The sequence below is a fragment of the Streptomyces sp. VTCC 41912 genome (assembly GCF_045799175.1).
GTDB lineage: Bacteria > Actinomycetota > Actinomycetes > Streptomycetales > Streptomycetaceae > Streptomyces > Streptomyces albulus_C.
Genome location: NZ_JBJMAB010000002.1, coordinates 220067 through 236610, shown reverse-complemented (window position 1 = coordinate 236610; position 16544 = coordinate 220067). Strand labels below are relative to the sequence as shown.

General features: G+C 72.6%; 16 protein-coding genes. 6 read left to right on the top strand and 10 right to left on the bottom strand.

Translation table 11 applies throughout. The features are described from left to right. Positions 1 to 310: 310 nt before the first annotated feature. Positions 311 to 1249, top strand: coding sequence for a DeoR/GlpR family DNA-binding transcription regulator (locus ACJ6WD_RS04380; RefSeq protein WP_233657020.1), 939 nt, complete (start codon positions 311 to 313; stop codon positions 1247 to 1249). 82 nt (positions 1250 to 1331) lie between these two features. Here the strand turns inward: ACJ6WD_RS04380 and ACJ6WD_RS04375 are convergent, their stop codons facing one another. After that, the gene (locus ACJ6WD_RS04375) at positions 1332 to 1988 is read right to left on the bottom strand and encodes a TetR/AcrR family transcriptional regulator (RefSeq protein ID WP_016571401.1); all 657 of its coding nucleotides are present in this window, start codon (positions 1986 to 1988) and stop codon (positions 1332 to 1334) included. 348 nt (positions 1989 to 2336) lie between these two features. Between ACJ6WD_RS04375 and ACJ6WD_RS04370 the strand changes: the two genes are divergently transcribed. Beyond that, positions 2337 to 3521 (top strand): esterase family protein, encoded by a 1185-nt coding sequence (locus ACJ6WD_RS04370; RefSeq protein ID WP_233657019.1) that lies wholly within the window; start codon positions 2337 to 2339, stop codon positions 3519 to 3521. An 83-nt stretch (positions 3522 to 3604) separates the two neighbouring features. On the opposite strand, the gene ACJ6WD_RS04365 is transcribed toward ACJ6WD_RS04370, so the two are convergent. Continuing rightward, complete coding sequence (locus ACJ6WD_RS04365; protein ID WP_233657018.1) at positions 3605 to 5374, bottom strand: biotin carboxylase N-terminal domain-containing protein; 1770 nt, start codon at positions 5372 to 5374, stop codon at positions 3605 to 3607. A 458-nt stretch (positions 5375 to 5832) separates the two neighbouring features. Between ACJ6WD_RS04365 and ACJ6WD_RS04360 the strand changes: the two genes are divergently transcribed. Beyond that, complete coding sequence (locus ACJ6WD_RS04360) at positions 5833 to 6291, top strand: hypothetical protein (RefSeq protein ID WP_376435546.1); 459 nt, start codon at positions 5833 to 5835, stop codon at positions 6289 to 6291. A gap of 74 nt (positions 6292 to 6365) precedes the next feature. On the opposite strand, the gene ACJ6WD_RS04355 is transcribed toward ACJ6WD_RS04360, so the two are convergent. The 8 genes from ACJ6WD_RS04355 to ACJ6WD_RS04320 all read right to left on the bottom strand — a co-directional run bounded on the left by ACJ6WD_RS04355 (position 6366) and on the right by ACJ6WD_RS04320 (position 13106). Further along, positions 6366 to 6944, bottom strand: a complete 579-nt coding sequence (locus tag ACJ6WD_RS04355; RefSeq protein ID WP_016571397.1) for a DJ-1/PfpI family protein — start codon at positions 6942 to 6944, stop codon at positions 6366 to 6368. Positions 6945 to 7055: 111 nt separating this feature from the next. Then, complete coding sequence (locus tag ACJ6WD_RS04350; RefSeq protein ID WP_331249258.1) at positions 7056 to 7667, bottom strand: nucleoside triphosphate pyrophosphatase; 612 nt, start codon at positions 7665 to 7667, stop codon at positions 7056 to 7058. A gap of 28 nt (positions 7668 to 7695) precedes the next feature. Beyond that, positions 7696 to 8199, bottom strand: coding sequence for a hypothetical protein (locus ACJ6WD_RS04345; protein WP_407615158.1), 504 nt, complete (start codon positions 8197 to 8199; stop codon positions 7696 to 7698). A gap of 13 nt (positions 8200 to 8212) precedes the next feature. Continuing rightward, the gene (locus ACJ6WD_RS04340; RefSeq protein WP_233657015.1) at positions 8213 to 9175 is read right to left on the bottom strand and encodes a tyrosine-protein phosphatase; all 963 of its coding nucleotides are present in this window, start codon (positions 9173 to 9175) and stop codon (positions 8213 to 8215) included. 181 nt (positions 9176 to 9356) lie between these two features. Continuing rightward, positions 9357 to 10841, bottom strand: coding sequence for a penicillin-binding protein 2 (locus ACJ6WD_RS04335; protein WP_331249260.1), 1485 nt, complete (start codon positions 10839 to 10841; stop codon positions 9357 to 9359). 195 nt (positions 10842 to 11036) lie between these two features. Further along, a complete protein-coding gene (gene mmpB / locus ACJ6WD_RS04330) occupies positions 11037 to 11165 on the bottom strand; it encodes a morphogenic membrane protein MmpB (RefSeq protein ID WP_016571392.1) in 129 nt (42 codons plus the stop codon). 109 nt (positions 11166 to 11274) lie between these two features. Next, on the bottom strand, positions 11275 to 11490 hold the full coding sequence (locus tag ACJ6WD_RS04325) for an acyl-CoA carboxylase epsilon subunit (RefSeq protein WP_016571391.1): 216 nt from the start codon (positions 11488 to 11490) through the stop codon (positions 11275 to 11277). A gap of 26 nt (positions 11491 to 11516) precedes the next feature. Further along, positions 11517 to 13106: an acyl-CoA carboxylase subunit beta gene (locus tag ACJ6WD_RS04320; protein WP_233657013.1), complete on the bottom strand. Its 1590-nt coding sequence runs from the start codon at positions 13104 to 13106 to the stop codon at positions 11517 to 11519. 131 nt (positions 13107 to 13237) lie between these two features. Here ACJ6WD_RS04320 and ACJ6WD_RS04315 point away from each other — a divergent pair, with 131 nt between their 5' ends. The 3 genes from ACJ6WD_RS04315 to ACJ6WD_RS04305 all read left to right on the top strand — a co-directional run bounded on the left by ACJ6WD_RS04315 (position 13238) and on the right by ACJ6WD_RS04305 (position 16508). Continuing rightward, entirely contained in the window at positions 13238 to 14122 is an 885-nt protein-coding gene (locus tag ACJ6WD_RS04315) for a biotin--[acetyl-CoA-carboxylase] ligase (RefSeq protein WP_331249261.1), read from the top strand. A gap of 280 nt (positions 14123 to 14402) precedes the next feature. Beyond that, positions 14403 to 15614 (top strand): adenylate/guanylate cyclase domain-containing protein, encoded by a 1212-nt coding sequence (locus tag ACJ6WD_RS04310; protein WP_233657011.1) that lies wholly within the window; start codon positions 14403 to 14405, stop codon positions 15612 to 15614. 99 nt (positions 15615 to 15713) lie between these two features. Continuing rightward, positions 15714 to 16508, top strand: coding sequence for an enoyl-CoA hydratase/isomerase family protein (locus ACJ6WD_RS04305; protein WP_233657010.1), 795 nt, complete (start codon positions 15714 to 15716; stop codon positions 16506 to 16508). Positions 16509 to 16544: the final 36 nt, after the last annotated feature.

Sequence of the window (16544 nt, the reverse complement as noted above, 5' to 3'; positions counted from 1 at the left end):
CCGCAAGCGGGCCGATGGAATATTTGTGCCCACTATGGGCACTTGGGGTGAAACGGTCCTGCACGGTCGGGACCGGACACCTCTCCCCGCGGCCCGTCGCCCTCCGCTCGAAGAGCACAACTGACCAGGCAGCGGGCGGATTTGTGCACGCACGGTGACGGGAATCGGGGCATGTGCATGCCGCATACCACGTGAAGTGATGCCGTGTGAACAACTTCCGTTAATTGGTGCAACCTGCTGAAAACAGACGGTCGTTGGCGTTACTGTCAGTTTCGTGTTCGCTGCAGAACGTCGCCAATTGATCCTAGAAATGGTGCGCGCGAACGGAGCGGTATCGCTCCGGGAGCTCGCCCGCGTCGTCCAGACCTCCGAAGTGACCGTACGGCGCGACGTGCGGGCGCTGGAGGCAGAGGGACTGCTCGACCGCCGGCACGGCGGGGCGGTCCTACCAGGAGGTTTCACCCGCGAGTCCGGCTTCCCGCAGAAGTCCCACCTCGCCACCGCGGAGAAGACGGCGATCGCCGACCTCGCCGCCGGTTTCGTCGAGGAGGGCGAGGCCATCGTCGTCGGCGCCGGGACCACCACCCAGGAGCTGGCCCGCCGGCTCGCCCGGGTCCCCGGCCTGACCGTCGTCACCAACTCCCTGCTGGTCGCCCAGGCGCTGGCCCACGCCAACCGCGTCGAGGTGGTGATGACCGGCGGCACCCTGCGCGGTTCCAACTACGCGCTGGTCGGCAGCGGTGCCGAGCAGTCGCTCCAGGGACTGCGGGTCTCCCGCGCCTTCCTGTCGGGCAGCGGCCTGACCGCCGAGCGCGGGCTGTCCACCTCCAACATGCTCTCCGCCAGTGTCGACCGGGCGCTGGTGCAGGCGGCGGGGGAGGTGGTGGTGCTCGCCGACCACACCAAGCTCGGCTCCGACACCATGTTCCAGACCGTGCCGACGGACGTCATCACCCGACTCGTGACGGACGAGCCGCCGGCCCACGACGACCGGGCCGCCACCGAGTTGCAGGCACTGGCCGACCAGGGCGTCCAGATCGCCGTCGCCAGCAACTCGCTCCCCGGACAGGCACCCGCCCAGCCGGGCCTGGAGACCGCCCCGCCGGAGCGCCGGGGCCCGCGGCGGGACGTGCCGCTGCCGGGCCAGCGGCGCAGTCACCCGGGCGGCGCGCCCGGGGCGCCGCAGCTGCGCTCGGCGGGCGCGCTCGGCGACGGCCGGGTGGCGGATCTGGCGCCCCGACGGCGCTGAACCGGCGGGACGGCGGGCGTCGGGCGGGCCGGAGAGTCCGGCCCGGGACGCCGGGGCCCGCCCCGGTCCACCGGGCGGCGGGCTACGCCCCGGCCTCCCGGCCCGTCCCGCCCGCCTTCAGCCCGCGCAGGGTCAGCGTCAGCAGCCGGTCGGCCAGCTCCGGATCGTCCGGGGACTCCTCGGCGGCCAGCGCGATGCCGTTGGTGAGCTGGAGCAGGTCGCCGATGACGACGTCCCGGCGCACCGCCCCGGCCTGCTGGGCCCGGCTCAGCAGCGCGGCGCCCGCCTCGCCCAGCGGCACGCTGCACCGCGCCATGCCCGAACTCTCGTCCGCCGACGCGGTCATCATCGCCCGGGACAGGCCCCGGTAGGTGCTGGCGTGCGTGATCAGCGCGCGCAGCCAGTCGACCAGCGCGGTGCACGGCTGCGGCGCGTCGGCCAACTCCCGCGCGTAGCCGACCAGGGCGTGCACCTCGCCCTGGAAGACCGCGCCCATCAGGGCGGTGCGGTTGGGGAAGTGCCGGTACAGCGTGCCGATGCCGACGCCGGCGCGCCGCGCGATGTCCTCCAGCGAGGTGTCCGTGCCGTGCTCGGTGAACGCCGTCCGCGCCTCGGTCAGCAGCCGCTCGTAGTTCCGCCGGGCGTCGGCCCGCATGGGACGCACCGCGGACGTCCCCCCGGCCGCGTGCGCCGCCGCGGCCCGCTCCACCCGCCGCTGCCCTGCCGTGTCGGTCGCCATCGCCGTCCTTCCTCACACCGGCCGGTTGCGGCCGGTGGCTCCAGGATGCCATTGCCCGCCGGACGGGTGTTCCGGCGTGGTCGGCGGGGGCCGCCGGGAGCGTCGTCGGCCCGGGCGGGCCGGGGCTGAACGCCGCTCAGAAAGGGCCGTCCAGGGCCCGCGGCCGGATGCCGATGCCGCAGGTGGACGCCCGGCGGACGACCGGTGATGTTCCGGCGTACCGGGGCCGTCGGGCCGGCGAACACCTCGCGAAGGCGGCAACGTCACCCTGCCAAGGGCCATCAAACCAGGCGCAAAGAGGGCTTCCGGGGACGTCCGGGGGCCGTCCAGGAAGTCTGGGGAACATCGATGGGACTGACCAGCCGGCCACTGTTGTACGCCATGATCGCCCTTTCCGCGGCCTGCGTGGGGCTCACCGTCTGGCTCTGGCCGCGGTTCGCCGGGCGCGGGCCGCGGGCGGTGCTCGGGCGGCTGGGGGTGATCGCCGCGACCCAGTTGGCGATCGTGGCCGCGCTCGGCCTGGTGGTGAACACCAACTTCCAGTTCTACGCCTCCTGGCACGAACTGCTCGGCCTGTACGACGGGGCCCCCGCCGCGGTCGGCAAGTGGGGCGACGAGGGCGCCGCGGGGCCCGCCGGCGACCCGACCAAGGGCCTGGTGCAGCCCTCCGGCCCGGAGGGGCTGGACAAGGTGCACGGGCTGCCCACGGGGCCGCCGGAGAAGAACGGCAAGGTCGAGACGGTCCGGATCGTGGGCAAGCGGACCCGGGTGGTGGACCCGGCGTACGTCTACCTGCCGCCGCAGTACTTCCAGAAGCAGTACGCCCGTCAGCGCTTCCCGGTCGTCGTCGCGCTCAGCGGCTACCCGGGCGGGATATTCCTGCTGGGACAGCATCTGCGGATGCCGGAGACCGCGGCGAAGCTGGTCCGCAACGGCACCCTCCAGCCGACCGTCATCGTGATGCTGCGCCCCACCATCGCGCCGCCGCGGGACACCCAGTGCGTCGACGTCCCCGGTGGCCCGCAGGCCGAGACGTTCTTCGCCCAGGACGTGCCCGAGGCCCTCAAGTCGCACTACCGGGTGGGGCACGACCCGGGCGCCTGGGGCCTGCTCGGCTACTCCTCCGGGGGGAGCTGCGCCCTGCAACTCGCCATGCGCCACCCCCGCACCTACACCGCGGCGGCCGCCCTCTCGCCCGACTACAAGGTCGCCAACGACCCCACCACCGGCAACCTCTTCGGCGACGGCAAGGACCGCGGCAAGCGCCGCGCGGAGCACGACCTGATGTGGCGGCTGGCGCACCTGCCGTCGCCCGACGTCAACGTGCTGATCGGCACCAGCCGCAGCGGGGAGAAGAACTACCCGGCGGCGCGGGCGTTCCTGGCCGCGGTCCGCCCGCCCATGAAGGCGGACTCGATCGTGCTCGACCACGGCAGCCACAACTTCGCCACCTGGCGCCGCGAACTGCCCGCCGCGCTCCAGTGGATGAGCCGGACGCTGGTCTTCCCGGAGGAGGTCGTGGGGAAGTCGTAGCCGCCGGCGGCGACAACGACGAGGGGCGGGCTCCTGGTACCGAGGTACCGGGAGCCCGCCCCTCGTGGCGGTGCGGGGACCGGTCAGTCCTTGATCTCGCAGATCACGGCGCCGGAGGTGAGGGCGGAGCCCACCTCGGCGGTCAGGCCCTTGACGGTGCCCGCGCGGTGCGCGTTGATCGGCTGCTCCATCTTCATCGCCTCCAGGACGATGACCAGCTCGCCCTCGGCGACCTGCTGGCCCTCCTCCACGGCGACCTTGACGATGGTGCCCTGCATCGGGGAGGCCAGGGTGTCACCGGAGGCGGCGCTGCCGCTCTTCTTGGTGGCCTTCCGCTTGGGCTTGGCGCCCCCGGCGACCGCGGCGCGGGCCAGCGGCATGCCGAGCGACGCCGGCAGGGAGACCTCCAGCCGCTTGCCGCCGACCTCGACCACGACCGTCTCGCGGGTGTCGGCCTCGGCCTCCTCCGCACCGGGCGCGGCGAACGGGGGGATCTCGTTGACGAACTCGGTCTCGATCCAGCGGGTGTGGACCGTGAACGGCGCGGTGGAACCGGTGAGTTCGGGGGCGAACGCCGGGTCCTTGACGACCACGCGGTGGAAGGTGAGGGCGGTGGCCATCCCGTCCACCTGGAACTCGTTGAGCGCCCGGGCGGCCCGCTGGAGGGCCTGCTCGCGGGTGGCGCCGGTGACGATCAGCTTGGCGAGCAGGGAGTCCCAGGCGGGGCCGATGACCGAGCCGGCCTCGACGCCGGCGTCCATGCGGACGCCCGGGCCCGACGGCGCGTCGAAGCGGGTGACCGTGCCGGGCGCGGGGAGGAAGTTGCGGCCCGGGTCCTCGCCGTTGATCCGGAACTCGAACGAGTGGCCGCGCAGCGCCGGGTCGTCGTAGCCCAGTTCCTCGCCGTCGGCGATCCGGAACATCTCGCGGACCAGGTCCAGGCCGGTGACCTCCTCGGTGACCGGGTGCTCCACCTGGAGACGGGTGTTGACCTCCAGGAAGGAGATGGTGCCGTCCTGGCCGACGAGGAACTCGCAGGTGCCGGCGCCCTCGTAGCCGGCCTCCTTGAGGATGGCCTTGGAGGCGCGGTACAGCTCGGCGTTCTGCGCCTCGCTCAGGAACGGCGCGGGGGCCTCCTCGACGAGCTTCTGGTGGCGGCGCTGGAGCGAGCAGTCACGGGTGGAGACGACGACGACGTTGCCGTGCTTGTCGGCCAGGCACTGGGTCTCGACGTGCCGGGGGCGGTCGAGGTAGCGCTCGACGAAGCACTCACCGCGGCCGAACGCGGCGACCGCCTCGCGCACCGCCGAGTCGTACAGCTCGGGAACCTCTTCGAGGGTGCGGGCGACCTTCAGGCCGCGGCCGCCGCCGCCGAACGCCGCCTTGATGGCGATGGGCAGCCCGTGCTCCTTGGCGAACGCGACGACCTCGTCGGCACCGGAGACCGGGTCCGAGGTGCCGGCGACCAGGGGGGCGCCGGCACGCTGCGCGATGTGCCGGGCCGCGACCTTGTCGCCGAGGTCGCGGATGGCGTGCGGCGGCGGGCCGATCCAGGTCAGCCCGGCGTCGAGCACCGCCTGCGCGAACTCGGCGTTCTCGGAGAGGAAGCCGTAGCCGGGGTGGATCGCGTCCGCACCGGAATCGGCGGCGGCCTGGAGGACCTTGGCGAAGTCGAGGTAGCTGGTGGCAGGGGTGTCACCGCCCAAGGCAAAAGCCTCGTCCGCGGCACGGACGTGCAGGGCGTCCCGGTCCGGGTCGGCGTAGACGGCTACGCTCCCGATTCCGGCGTCCCGGCATGCACGGGCAACGCGGACAGCGATTTCGCCACGGTTGGCGATGAGCACCTTGCGCACGATGGGTCCTTCCTGGGCGCTACGCCGCAACACACTGAACGCAGCGAGTTTAGGGACTGGCGACACCGCGTGCCGACCCGTTCTCTGGGGTGAGCTTGCCCACACGGAGCGTGCGCGCGGCGAGGGTGAGGGGGTGAAGTCCTTTGGAATCCCAGGGTAGAGCCGGATTCCCGGGCTCTGGTCCGCGGCGCGGTGTGGTCTAGGTCTCGAACTGTGGACGCCCGGCGAACCGTCAATTCTTTGTGGAGTCCCTACGAATGGGCGAGTGAAAGTTTTCGGGTGGGCGCGCCGGGCGGGGGCATGCGGAAGGAGGGCGTGCGCGGTGATGTAGACCCCTTGCCGCAGGTGTTACCCATTAGTAGCCTGCGTGATGCCTTCTGTACTCCTGGTAACGGCTCGTGACGACGGCACACGGCGGCGCGGACAGCGCGGCGACGGTGCATGACGGTGGAAGTGGGGTGGGCGAGGTGGTGGCGGCCCGCAGACCGGTGGCCCTGGCGGCGGCGGTGGTCCTGATCCTCGAAGCGGCCGGGATGCTGCTGCTCAACTGGATCCTGAGCATCGTGGTCGACCGGCAGCAGATGTCCCTGGCCGGCCTGCGGCCGGGCGCCATGTCCGTCGGCGCCTGGGCCGGCGGCGCGGCCTTCGCCCTCTTCCTGCTCGGCTGCGCCGCGGTGCTGCTGCGCGGCGCGCTCCGGGACCGCGGCCCCGGGCGCCTGGCGCGCATCGCGCTGATCTGCTGCGCGGTGGTGCACGGCGTCCTCGGGGCGCTCGCCGTCGGACTGCTCGGCTGGCCGGCGTTCGCCGCCGCGATGGTGGTGCTGGCGCTGCTCGTGCTGACGCTGGTGGCCTACGGCGAGGCGCGCCCGCGGGCGGCAGGGGTCGAGGAGCCGGCCGCGGGCGGCGCACCCGCCTGAAGCCCGCCCGGGGGAGGCGCGTCCCCCGGGGCGGCGGCCCGGACCGGGGCGCCTCCCCGGGCCGCCCCGCCCGGTCAGCTGCCGGCGGGCCCGTCCGCCGGCGCGTGCGCGCGCAGGATCGTGACGAACGCCCGCATCCACTCCGGCTGGTCCGGCCAGGCGCGGGCCGAGACGACCTTGCCGTCCACCACCGCCGGGCCGTCCACGAAGACCCCGCCGCCCAGCTCCACCTCCGGCGAGCAGGCCGGGTAGGCCGAGGTGCGGCGGCCCTTCAGCACACCGAGTGGGGCCAGGGCCAGGGCCGCGTGGCAGATGTGCGCGACCGGCTTGTCCGCGTCGAAGAAGTGCCGCACCACCGGCCCGAAGTCCGGGTCGTGCCGCAGGTATTCGGGGGCCCGGCCGCCCGGGAGGACCAGCGCCGCGTACCCGGCGGGATCGACCTCGGACAGCGCCAGGTCGGCCGGCCAGGAGTGGCCCGCCGACTCGGTGTAGGTGTCGTAGCCCTCGACGAAGTCGTGCGTGACGAACCGCAGCTTCTTGCGCGACGGCGCCGCGACGTGGACCTCGTACCCCTCCTCCAGCAGCCGCTGGTACGGGTAGAAGAACTCCAGGTCCTCGCTGGCGTCGCCGGCGACGATCAGGATCTTGGCCATGGGGAACACTCCTCGCGGTGTCGGTCGCTTCGGGAACCATCGGTTCCCCGGCGACGCGCACCACTCACCGGCTGGCCGGAAAACACCCGTCGCGGACGGGATCCGGACCGCTCAGGTCCACAGGTCGGTGATCGCGACGCCCAGGTCGGCCAGCAGCCGGCGGAACAGCGGGAGCGACAGGCCGATGACGTTGCCCGGGTCGCCGTCGATCCCGTCGATGAACGGCGCCGAGCGGCCGTCGAGGGTGAACGCGCCCGCCACGTACAGCGGTTCACCGCTGGCCACGTACGCGGCGACCTCGGCGTCGCTGGGCTCGCCGAAGCGGACCGTGGTGGACGCGGTGGCCGAGACCTGCCGGCCGGTCGCGGTGTCGATCACGCAGTGGCCGGTGCGCAGGACCCCGGACCGGCCGCGCATGGACTTCCAGCGGGCGGTGGCGTCCTCGGCGTCCGCGGGCTTGCCCAGCGGCCGCCCGTCCAGCTCCAGGACCGAGTCGCAGCCGACGACCAGCGCACCGGCGGCCTCCGGCCGGGCCGCGACCGCGACGGCCTTCGCCTCGGCCAGCACCCGGGCCAGCTCCTCGGGGGTGGCGGCGGTCAGCGCGTCCTCGTCGACCCCGCTGACCACGACCTCGGGCGCCAACCCGGCCTGCCGGAGCAGGCCGAGCCGGGCCGGGGACTGGGAGGCGAGGACGAGACGGCGGGGGCGGGCAGCTTCGGTCATGCCCGCCATCGTACGGAGCCGGCGGCGGTCAGTGGGCCGGGGCCCGGCGCCGCCCGGCCCACAGCACCAGCCACCCCGCGAGGGCGCCCAGCGCGGCCCCCAGGGTGTTGTGCGCCCAGTCCGCTGGCTGGCAGTCGCGCACCGGGTCGAGGGTCTGCAGGAGTTCGACGGCGGCCCAGGTGGCGGAGATGCCGAGCGGCACCAGCAGCGCCCGCCGGGTCGCCAGCACCCCGCAGAGCGCCGGCGGGATCCACAGCAGGACGTTGACCCACTGGTGCCCGGCACCCGCACCCAGCGTCCGCACCCCCGCCCCGCCCTCCACGACGCACGCGTGCAGCCGCCCGAGGACGCCCGGCGCGATCTGGTCGGGCAGGGTGATCCCGACGCACAGGCCGTAGGTCACGAGGAACAGCAGGGTCGGGACGCGCGGCCAACCGCGGTGCCGGACGAGCGGCCGCCACGCCAGCAGGGCGACCAGGACCAGTGCCGCGCTCAGCGCGGCCATCACCAGGGCGTGCGGCTTCGGCGACATCGGCGCTCCCCCGTCAGGCGGCGATCAGTCGTTGCCGCAGCTTGCGCTCGGTGGCCCGGTCCAGTCCGAGCCCCTTGCTCAGATAGCCGTCGAACGAGCCGTACTTGGCCTCGACCTCGTGGAACGCCGCGTCCAGATAGCTCTCCCGGACCCCCAGCACCGGCTCCAGCAGCGCCGGGTCCTTGAGCTTGCCGGCGGCCTGGAGCTGCGCCACCTGACGGTCGTTGGCGGACTGGAGGTAGTGGTTGGACGCCAGGTAGTCCTGGTCGACGGCGTTCCGCGGCACCCCCGCCGCGGTCAGCAGGACGGCGCTCATCCAGCCGGTGCGGTCCTTGCCCTGGGTGCAGTGGAAGAGCACCGGCGTCCGGCCGTCGGCGACCGCCCGGGCCGCCGCCCCGAACGCCTTGCCGGCCGCCGGGTCGCTGACCAGCCAGGCGTAGTACGCGTCCATCATCCGCACCGCCTTGCCGGCCCCGAGTGCCCGCTGCTGCGCCGCCGGGCCGCCCGCGATCAGTGTGGCCATCGTCCGGGACAGGTCGGCCTTGGGGTCGTAGACGGGCAGGGCGGTGCGGTGGACCCCGCTCGGCAGCGCGTCCCGGGCGGTCGCCACCTCGGCCGGGGAGCGGAAGTCGAGGTCTTCGGTGACGCCGTCCTCGGTGAGGGTCCGCTGCTCGGCGGGGGTGAGGTGGTTCAGCGCGTCGGCGCGGTAGACGACGCCGTGGCGGACCTCGTGGCCGTCGGCGGTCCGGTAGCCGCCGAGGTCGCGGGCGTTGGGGGCGTCCCGCAGTCCCATCGACCGGGGCACGGGGGCGGTGGCGGCGGCCCGGGCGGTGCTGCCCGACCCGCCGCCCGCGGGGTCCTGGGCGGGGCGTGCCGAGCAGCCGACGGCGCCGGTGGCGAGGACACCGAGACCGGTGGCCGCGACGACGAGCCGGCGCACCGACCGCCGTCCCGGAAGCTTATTAATGGTGACCATTAGACGACGGTAGGGGCGGCTACGGTAAATCCTCCATAAACATTGCCGACGGTCACAGGAAACGCACAGCCGGCGCCACAGGAAGCCCACAGGAAACGGGCCGGGCCCCGGTGCTCAAGGGAGATCATTTCCCCCTATTTCCCGGCCGCCCGGCCCGCCGTATTCCGCGTCCCGGAATTGCCTACTGGTTCAGCACGGCCTGCATCACCGACTTCGCGATCGGCCCGCCCAGCTTTCCGCCGGCGATCTCCGAACGCGGGATGTCCATGTCCTTCGGGTCGACGAAGACCGCCACCGCCACCGGCGAACTGCCGTCGGGCAGCTTCGCGTAGGAGACGAACCAGGCGTACGGCCGCTCGTCGTTCACATTCGCACCGTGCTGGGCCGTACCGGTCTTGCCGCCGACCGTCACGCCGTCGATCTTCGCCTTCGAGGCGGTGCCGTCCGAAACGGTGTACTCCATCATTTCCTGCACCTTCAGTGCGGTGTCCTTGGAAACCGCCTGCGGGTCCTTCGGATTCAGCGGCGCCGGGTCGAACTTCTCGATCGTGGAAAGGTCCGGACCGCGCAGCTCCTCGACCATGTACGGCTTCATCACCTTGCCGTTGTTGGCGATTCCGGCGGCGACCATCGCCATCTGCAACGGCGTGCTGGTCACGCTGCCCTGCCCCATGCCGGTCAGCGCGGTCTGCGGCTGGTCCAGCTTGCTCGGATAACCGCTCACCGCGGAACGCACCGGAATGAACTGCTCGGCGTTGAAGCCGAACTTCTCCGCGGTCTCGCGCATCTTGTCCGTGCCGAGCTTGTGCGCGGCGTCCAGGAAGACGTTGTTGCAGGACCACTGCATGCCGGTCTTCAGCGACGCCTTGTCGCACGGCGCCCCCTCGACGTCGTTGCCGACCTGGGTGCGGGTCTGCGGGAGCGTGTACGGGGCCGGGGCGCCGGAGGAGGCGTTGATGTCGCCGACCGTGCCGTGCTCCAGTGCCGCGGCCGCGGTGAGCACCTTGAAGGTGGACCCCGGCGGGTAGATCTCGCGCAGCGCCCGGTTGTTCATCGGCTTGCCCTTGTCGGCTTCGAGCGCCAGGTACTTCTTGCCCTCCGCGTCCGACAGCCCCGCGAAGGTCGACGGGTCGTACGACGGCGTGCTGGCCATCGCCAGGATCTTGCCGGACCGCGGGTCGAGGGCGACCACCGCGCCGTTGGCGTGCAGGTCGGTCAGGCCCTTGTACGCGGCCTTCTGTGCCTTCTCGCTGATGGTCGTCAGGACGTCGCCGCCGCGCGGCTTCTCGCCCGTCAGCATCCCCCGCGCCCGGTTGAAGAACAGCCGGTCGTCCTTGCCGTTGAGCACCTTGCGGTAGACGCCCTCCAGCATGGTCTCGCCCGCCGCCTGCCGGGCGTAGCCGGTGACCGGGGCGTACATCGCGCCGTCGGTGTAGGTGCGCTTGTACTTGAAGTCGCCGCTGGTCTGGGTCGACCCGGTGATGGGCTTGCCGCCCACGATGATGTTGCCGAGCGGGTACGAGTACGCCTCGATCTTGACCCGCCGGTTGTTGTCGTCGTTGGCGAGCTGGTCGGCCTGTACGAACTGCACCCAGGTCGCCCGGACCAGCAGGGCCAGCACCAACGCCCCGCAGAAGACGGCTATGTGTCTGAGCGGCCTGTTCATGGTCTCCCTCCGGCCCGGGGGGCGGCCAGCCGATCACCATGCGGCCGCATGCCCGAATTGCACTGTCGAGAGAGAAAGATGCATTTACGGGCTCTGCGGTTGCAGGGAGCGACGAGGCCCCTGTGGCCGGTGGGGCGTTCGATGCGCTCCCCGTCCGTGTCCCGGTCCGCGGAACCGGGCGGTCCACACGTGCCGTCAGCGCACCAGGAGCACCAGCGTTCCCACCATGATCGCCGTGGCCAGCACGAAGCCCATCCGACGGAGCTTCTCCTGCACTTCGCGCAGCTCCTCGGGCGGTTCGTCGGGCGGATCGGACCACAGCATGACCTCGATCCTCCCGCCCCCCACGACGACGGCGCCTGAGTACGCGTACTCAGGCGCCGCACCGCGAAGGACTAGTCAGTGCACCCTGCACCGACCGCGTTCGGCCAGCTCACCGCGGCCAGAAGCTGGTCCGCCAGGCCCGCGGTCCCGGATGGGGCACATGGGACCGGGCCGGAACCGTCGCCGCCGGATCCGACCACTGACTGCGCGGCCCGCCCTCCTCGGCGGCGCCACCGGCGGCCACCGCCGCCGCGCGGGCCTGCACCACCGCCAGTGCGGCGGCCAACTCCTCGGGCGTGGGATTGCCCCGTACGACCTTGATCATCGTCAACCGACCTCCTCCGGCGGGGACTACAGCGGGATGTTGCCGTGCTTCTTCGGCGGCAGCGCCTCGCGCTTGTTGCGCAGCGTGCGCAACCCGCGGACGATGTGCCGCCGGGTCTCGGAGGGCATGATCACCGCGTCGACGTAGCCCCGCTCGGCCGCGACGTAAGGATTCAGCAGCGCGTCCTCGTACTCCTGGATCAGCTCCTGGCGCCGGGTGTCCTGCTCGGCCGGGTCCTCGATCGCGGCCAGCGTGCGGCGGTGCAGGATGTTCACCGCGCCCTGCGCGCCCATCACCGCGATCTGCGCGGTCGGCCACGCGAGGTTCAGGTCCGCACCCAGGTGCTTGGAGCCCATGACGTCGTACGCCCCGCCGAACGCCTTCCGCGTGATCACGGTGATCAGCGGGACCGTCGCCTCCGCGTACGCGTAGATCAGCTTGGCGCCGCGCCGGATGATCCCGTCGTACTCCTGGTCCGTCCCCGGCAGGAAGCCCGGGACGTCCACGAACGTCAGCACCGGGATGTTGAACGCGTCGCAGGTGCGCACGAACCGCGCGGCCTTCTCGCTCGCGTTGATGTCCAGGCACCCCGCGAACTGCATCGGCTGGTTGGCCACCACGCCGACCGAATGGCCCTCGACCCGCCCGTACCCGGTGAGGATGTTCGGCGCGAACAGCGCCTGGGTCTCCAGGAATTCGCCGTCGTCCAGCACGTGCTCGATCGCCGTGTGCATGTCGTACGGCTGGTTGGCCGAGTCCGGGATCAGCGCGTCCAGCTCGCGGTCCGCGTCGGAGACCGCCAGGTCCGCCTCCTCGGGGAAGGCCGGCGGGTCCGAGAGGTTGTTGGACGGCAGGTACGACAGCAGCCCCTTGACGTACTCGATGGCGTCCTTCTCGTCGCCCGCCATGTGGTGCGCCACGCCGGAGGTGGTGTTGTGCGTACGGGCCCCGCCCAGCTCCTCGAAGCCGACGTCCTCACCCGTGACCGTCTTGATGACGTCCGGCCCGGTGATGAACATGTGCGACGTCTGGTCGACCATCACCGTGAAATCCGTTATGGCCGGCGAATACACCGCACCACCCGCGCACGGACCCACGATCAGGGAAATCTGCGGCACCACACCCGACGCATGCACATTGCGTCGGAAAATCTCCGCGAACAGCCCGAGCGCGGCCACGCCCTCCTGAATCCGGGCACCGCCGCCGTCGTTGATCCCGATGACCGGGCAGCCGTTCTTCAGCGCGAAGTCCATCACCTTGACGATCTTCTCGCCGTAGACCTCGCCGAGCGATCCGCCGAAGATCGTGAAGTCCTGCGAATACACGCACACCGGACGGCCGTCGACCGTGCCGTAGCCGGTGACGACGCCGTCGCCGTACGGCCGGTTCTTCTCGATCCCGAAATTCGTCGACCGGTGCCGGGCGAACTCGTCGAGCTCGACGAACGAGCCGTCGTCCAAAAGGAGGTCGATGCGCTCACGCGCCGTCAACTTCCCTTTGGCGTGCTGCTTTTCCACTGCACGGGCGGAGCCGGCGTGAGTGGCCTCCTCGACCCGCCGTTGCAGATCCGCCAATTTGCCCGCGGTGGTGTGGATGTTTGCTTCCGGTTCGGACATCGGGATGCGGCTCCTGCTCGTCCTGGACTGGCACTCGTACGGGGGGAGGTACGGGTGTGGCTACCGATTCGTAGCGTATCGGCGGGACTGCTCTGCGGCACTGCGTCGTTGACCACACCTAGGCTGGGGCCATGACGCCTCAACCACCGGAAAACCGGGACAAAGACGCCGGTCGCTGGAGCGATCTGAGCCGCCCGCCGCTGAACGCCGTCGCGCTGCGCCGGGCCCTCGTCCGGCCCGACTCGCTCTGGTCCGCGCTGGACGTCGTTCCCGCCACCGGCTCCACCAACACCGACCTCGCCGATCGCGCGGCCGCCGGTGACCTGCGCGAGGGGACCGTCCTCGTCGCCGAGGAGCAGTCGGCCGCCCGCGGGCGCCTGGACCGCCGCTGGTCGGCGCCGCCGCGCTCCGGCCTCTTCGTCTCCGCCTACCTCACGCCGACCGTGCCGCTCGCCCGCTGGGGTTGGCTGCCGCTCCTGGCCGGCGTGGCCACGGCCACCGCGATCGCCCGCACCGCCGGCGTCGACACCGCACTCAAGTGGCCCAACGACCTGCTGGTCACCGTGGACGGCGCGGAGCGCAAGACGGGCGGCATCCTCGCCGAACGCGCCGGCGACGGCGTCGTCATCGGCATCGGCCTCAACGTCTCCCTCACCGCCGACGAGCTCCCCGTCCCCACCGCCGGCTCCCTCGCCCTCGCCGGCGCCCCCCACATCGACCGGGACCCCCTGCTGCGGGCCGTGCTCCGCTCGCTGGAGCACTGGTACGGCGCATGGCAGGCGGCCGACGGCGACCCGGGCGCCTGCGACCTCCAGGCCGCGTACGTGGCGGGCTGCGCCACGCTGGGCCGGCACGTGCGCGCGGAACTCCCGGGCGACCGGTCCGTCGAGGGCGAAGCGGTCGCGCTCGACGCCGACGGCCGGCTGGTGCTCGCCACCTCCGACGGCGTCCAACAGCCGGTGGGCGCCGGCGACATCGTCCACCTCCGCCCGTCGACGGGGGACGGCTACACGTAGCGAAGGGGCCTGCCGCGCGGGCCTCGCCGGTGGGGTGCCGGGTGCGTCGGGCCAGGTGGCGGCGGCCCCTGCGGCCCGCACGTGCCGGACGGCGGGCGGGGCCGCCCGCACCGCGACCCGGCCGCACCGGCCGGACGCGGCTCCGCGACCCCGACGCCGCGACGACGTGAGGCAGAGCACACCTGCCGTATCGTTGGGGCGGTCCGCCGGCAGGGAGCGGATCATGGGCGAGCAGCGAGATCGGAAGGGCCGTGCGCAGGGAACGGACAGGGAGCGGTCGGTGACCGCCGACGAGTCGGGGGCCACCCCGCGCGGCGCGGACGCCGAGGGCGAGGCGGTGGGTGAGGCGTCCGCGGGCGACCCCGCGGGCGACCCCGCACGGACCGACGACGGCCCCGAAGCGGCCGCCGGCGCCAACGGCGAGAACGACGGCGAGAACAACGGCGAGAACAACATCGCCGTCAAGCTCGAACAGCTCATCCTCGGTGCCGAGCGCCGCTACACGCCGTTCCAGGCGGCCCGCAGCGCCGGCGTCTCGATGGACCTGGCCGCCCGCTTCTGGCGGGCCATGGGCTTCGCGGACATCGGCCAGGTCAAGGCCCTCACCGAGGCCGACGTACTGGCCCTGCGGCGGCTCGCCGGCCTCGTCGAGGCGGGGCTGCTGAGCGAGGCCATGGCGGTGCAGGTCGCCCGGTCCACGGGCCAGACCACGGCCCGCCTCGCCGACTGGCAGATCGACTCCTTCCTGGAGGGGCTGACCGAGCCCCAGGACTCCGGCCTGACCCGCACCGAGATCACCTACCCGCTGGTCGAGCTGTTGCTCCCGGAGCTGGAGGAGTTCTTGGTCTACGTGTGGCGGCGGCAGCTGGCCGCGGCCACCGGGCGGGTGGTCCAGGCGCAGGACGACGCGGAGATGGTGGACCGGCGGTTGTCCGTCGGGTTCGCCGACCTGGTCGGCTTCACCCGGCTGACGCGGCGGCTGGAGGAGGAGGAACTGGGCGAGCTGGTCGAGGCGTTCGAGACCACCGCCGCCGATCTGGTCGCCGCGCACGGGGGCCGGCTCATCAAGACCCTGGGCGACGAAGTGCTCTTCGCGGCGGACGACGCGGGTGTCGCCGCCGAGATCGGGCTGCGCCTGATCGAGACCATGGGCCACGACGAGACGATGCCCGAGCTGCGGGTGGGCATCGCGTTCGGCACGGTCACGACCAGGATGGGCGACGTCTTCGGCACGACCGTCAATCTGGCGAGCCGGCTGACCTCGATAGCGCCGAAGGACACCGTGCTGGTGGACGAGGCGTTCGCGGTGGAGCTGGGGCGCACCGGCGACGCCCCGGTCTCCGAGGCGGACGCCGCGGCAGCGGAGAAGGCGGCCCAGGAGGGCACCGGCAGTCCGCCGCCCCCGTACCGCTTCGCGTTGCAGCCGATGTGGCAGCGGCCGGTCCGCGGGCTCGGCGTCGTCGAGCCGTGGATGCTGACCCGGCGCGGGTGACCCGGGCGCGAGCGCGGTAGCCCTGCCGGAACCGGCCGTGAGCTGACATGATCCTCGTCGTCAGGTCAACGAGCGTTAACCGGTGATCGGGAGGGCGGCATGCGGCGGTTCGGTGCACAGGAATGGGTGGGCGTGGCGCGCCACGGCTTCGTGGCGGAGTTGGTCCTGGACCGGCCGAAGGCGATGAACGCCGTGTCGACGGCGATGGCCGACGCGCTGACGCAGGCGTGCGCCGAGCTGGCCGCCGACCGGACCGTGCGGGCGGTGGTGCTCACCTCCACCCATGAGCGGGCGTTCTGCGTGGGCGCCGACCTCAAGGAGCGGAACTCCTTCACGGACGCGGACCTGATGCGGCAGCGTCCGCGCACCCGGGCCGCGTACACCGGGGTGTTGGAGCTGCCGGTGCCGACGGTGGCCGCGGTGCACGGGTTCGCGCTCGGCGGTGGCTACGAGTTGGCGCTGGCCTGCGATCTGATCGTCGCGGACGGGACTGCGGTGGTCGGCCTGCCGGAGGTGTCGGTGGGCGTCATCCCCGGCGGGGGCGGGACGCAGCTGCTGCCGCGCCGGGTGGGGGCGGCGCGCGCCGCCGAGTTGGTGTTCACCGCGCGTCGGGTGCCGGCGGCGGAGGCGGGCGAGCTGGGCCTGGTGGACCGGGTCGTGGCGGACGGGCAGGACCGGGCGGAGGCGCTGGCGCTGGCCGCCGCGATCGCCCGCAATTCGCCGGTCGGCCTGCGCGCGGCCAAGCGCGCCCTGCGGCTCGGGCAGGGACTGGACCTGCGGGCCGGACTGGAGGTGGAGGACGGTGCGTGGCGGAGCGTGGCGTTCTCCGGGGACCGGGCCGAGGGCGTCGCGGCCTTCAACGAGAAGCGGGACCCCGACTGGCCGGGGGAGTGACCGCCCGGTCCGCCCCTTCCGGTGGTCCTTGACCAG

Excerpts from the sequence above, each read along its gene's own strand:
- ACJ6WD_RS04380 (WP_233657020.1), top strand. The coding sequence starts at position 311 with ATGGTGCGCGCGAACGGAGCGGTATCGCTCCGGGAGCTCGCCCGCGTC.
- ACJ6WD_RS04375 (WP_016571401.1), bottom strand. The coding sequence starts at position 1,988 with ATGGCGACCGACACGGCAGGGCAGCGGCGGGTGGAGCGGGCCGCGGCG.
- ACJ6WD_RS04370 (WP_233657019.1), top strand. The coding sequence starts at position 2,337 with ATGGGACTGACCAGCCGGCCACTGTTGTACGCCATGATCGCCCTTTCC.
- ACJ6WD_RS04355 (WP_016571397.1), bottom strand. The coding sequence starts at position 6,944 with ATGGCCAAGATCCTGATCGTCGCCGGCGACGCCAGCGAGGACCTGGAG.
- ACJ6WD_RS04350 (WP_331249258.1), bottom strand. The coding sequence starts at position 7,667 with ATGACCGAAGCTGCCCGCCCCCGCCGTCTCGTCCTCGCCTCCCAGTCC.
- ACJ6WD_RS04345 (WP_407615158.1), bottom strand. The coding sequence starts at position 8,199 with ATGTCGCCGAAGCCGCACGCCCTGGTGATGGCCGCGCTGAGCGCGGCA.
- ACJ6WD_RS04340 (WP_233657015.1), bottom strand. The coding sequence starts at position 9,175 with ATGGTCACCATTAATAAGCTTCCGGGACGGCGGTCGGTGCGCCGGCTC.
- ACJ6WD_RS04335 (WP_331249260.1), bottom strand. The coding sequence starts at position 10,841 with ATGAACAGGCCGCTCAGACACATAGCCGTCTTCTGCGGGGCGTTGGTG.
- mmpB (WP_016571392.1), bottom strand. The coding sequence starts at position 11,165 with ATGCTGTGGTCCGATCCGCCCGACGAACCGCCCGAGGAGCTGCGCGAA.
- ACJ6WD_RS04325 (WP_016571391.1), bottom strand. The coding sequence starts at position 11,490 with ATGATCAAGGTCGTACGGGGCAATCCCACGCCCGAGGAGTTGGCCGCC.
- ACJ6WD_RS04320 (WP_233657013.1), bottom strand. The coding sequence starts at position 13,106 with ATGTCCGAACCGGAAGCAAACATCCACACCACCGCGGGCAAATTGGCG.
- ACJ6WD_RS04315 (WP_331249261.1), top strand. The coding sequence starts at position 13,238 with ATGACGCCTCAACCACCGGAAAACCGGGACAAAGACGCCGGTCGCTGG.
- ACJ6WD_RS04305 (WP_233657010.1), top strand. The coding sequence starts at position 15,714 with ATGCGGCGGTTCGGTGCACAGGAATGGGTGGGCGTGGCGCGCCACGGC.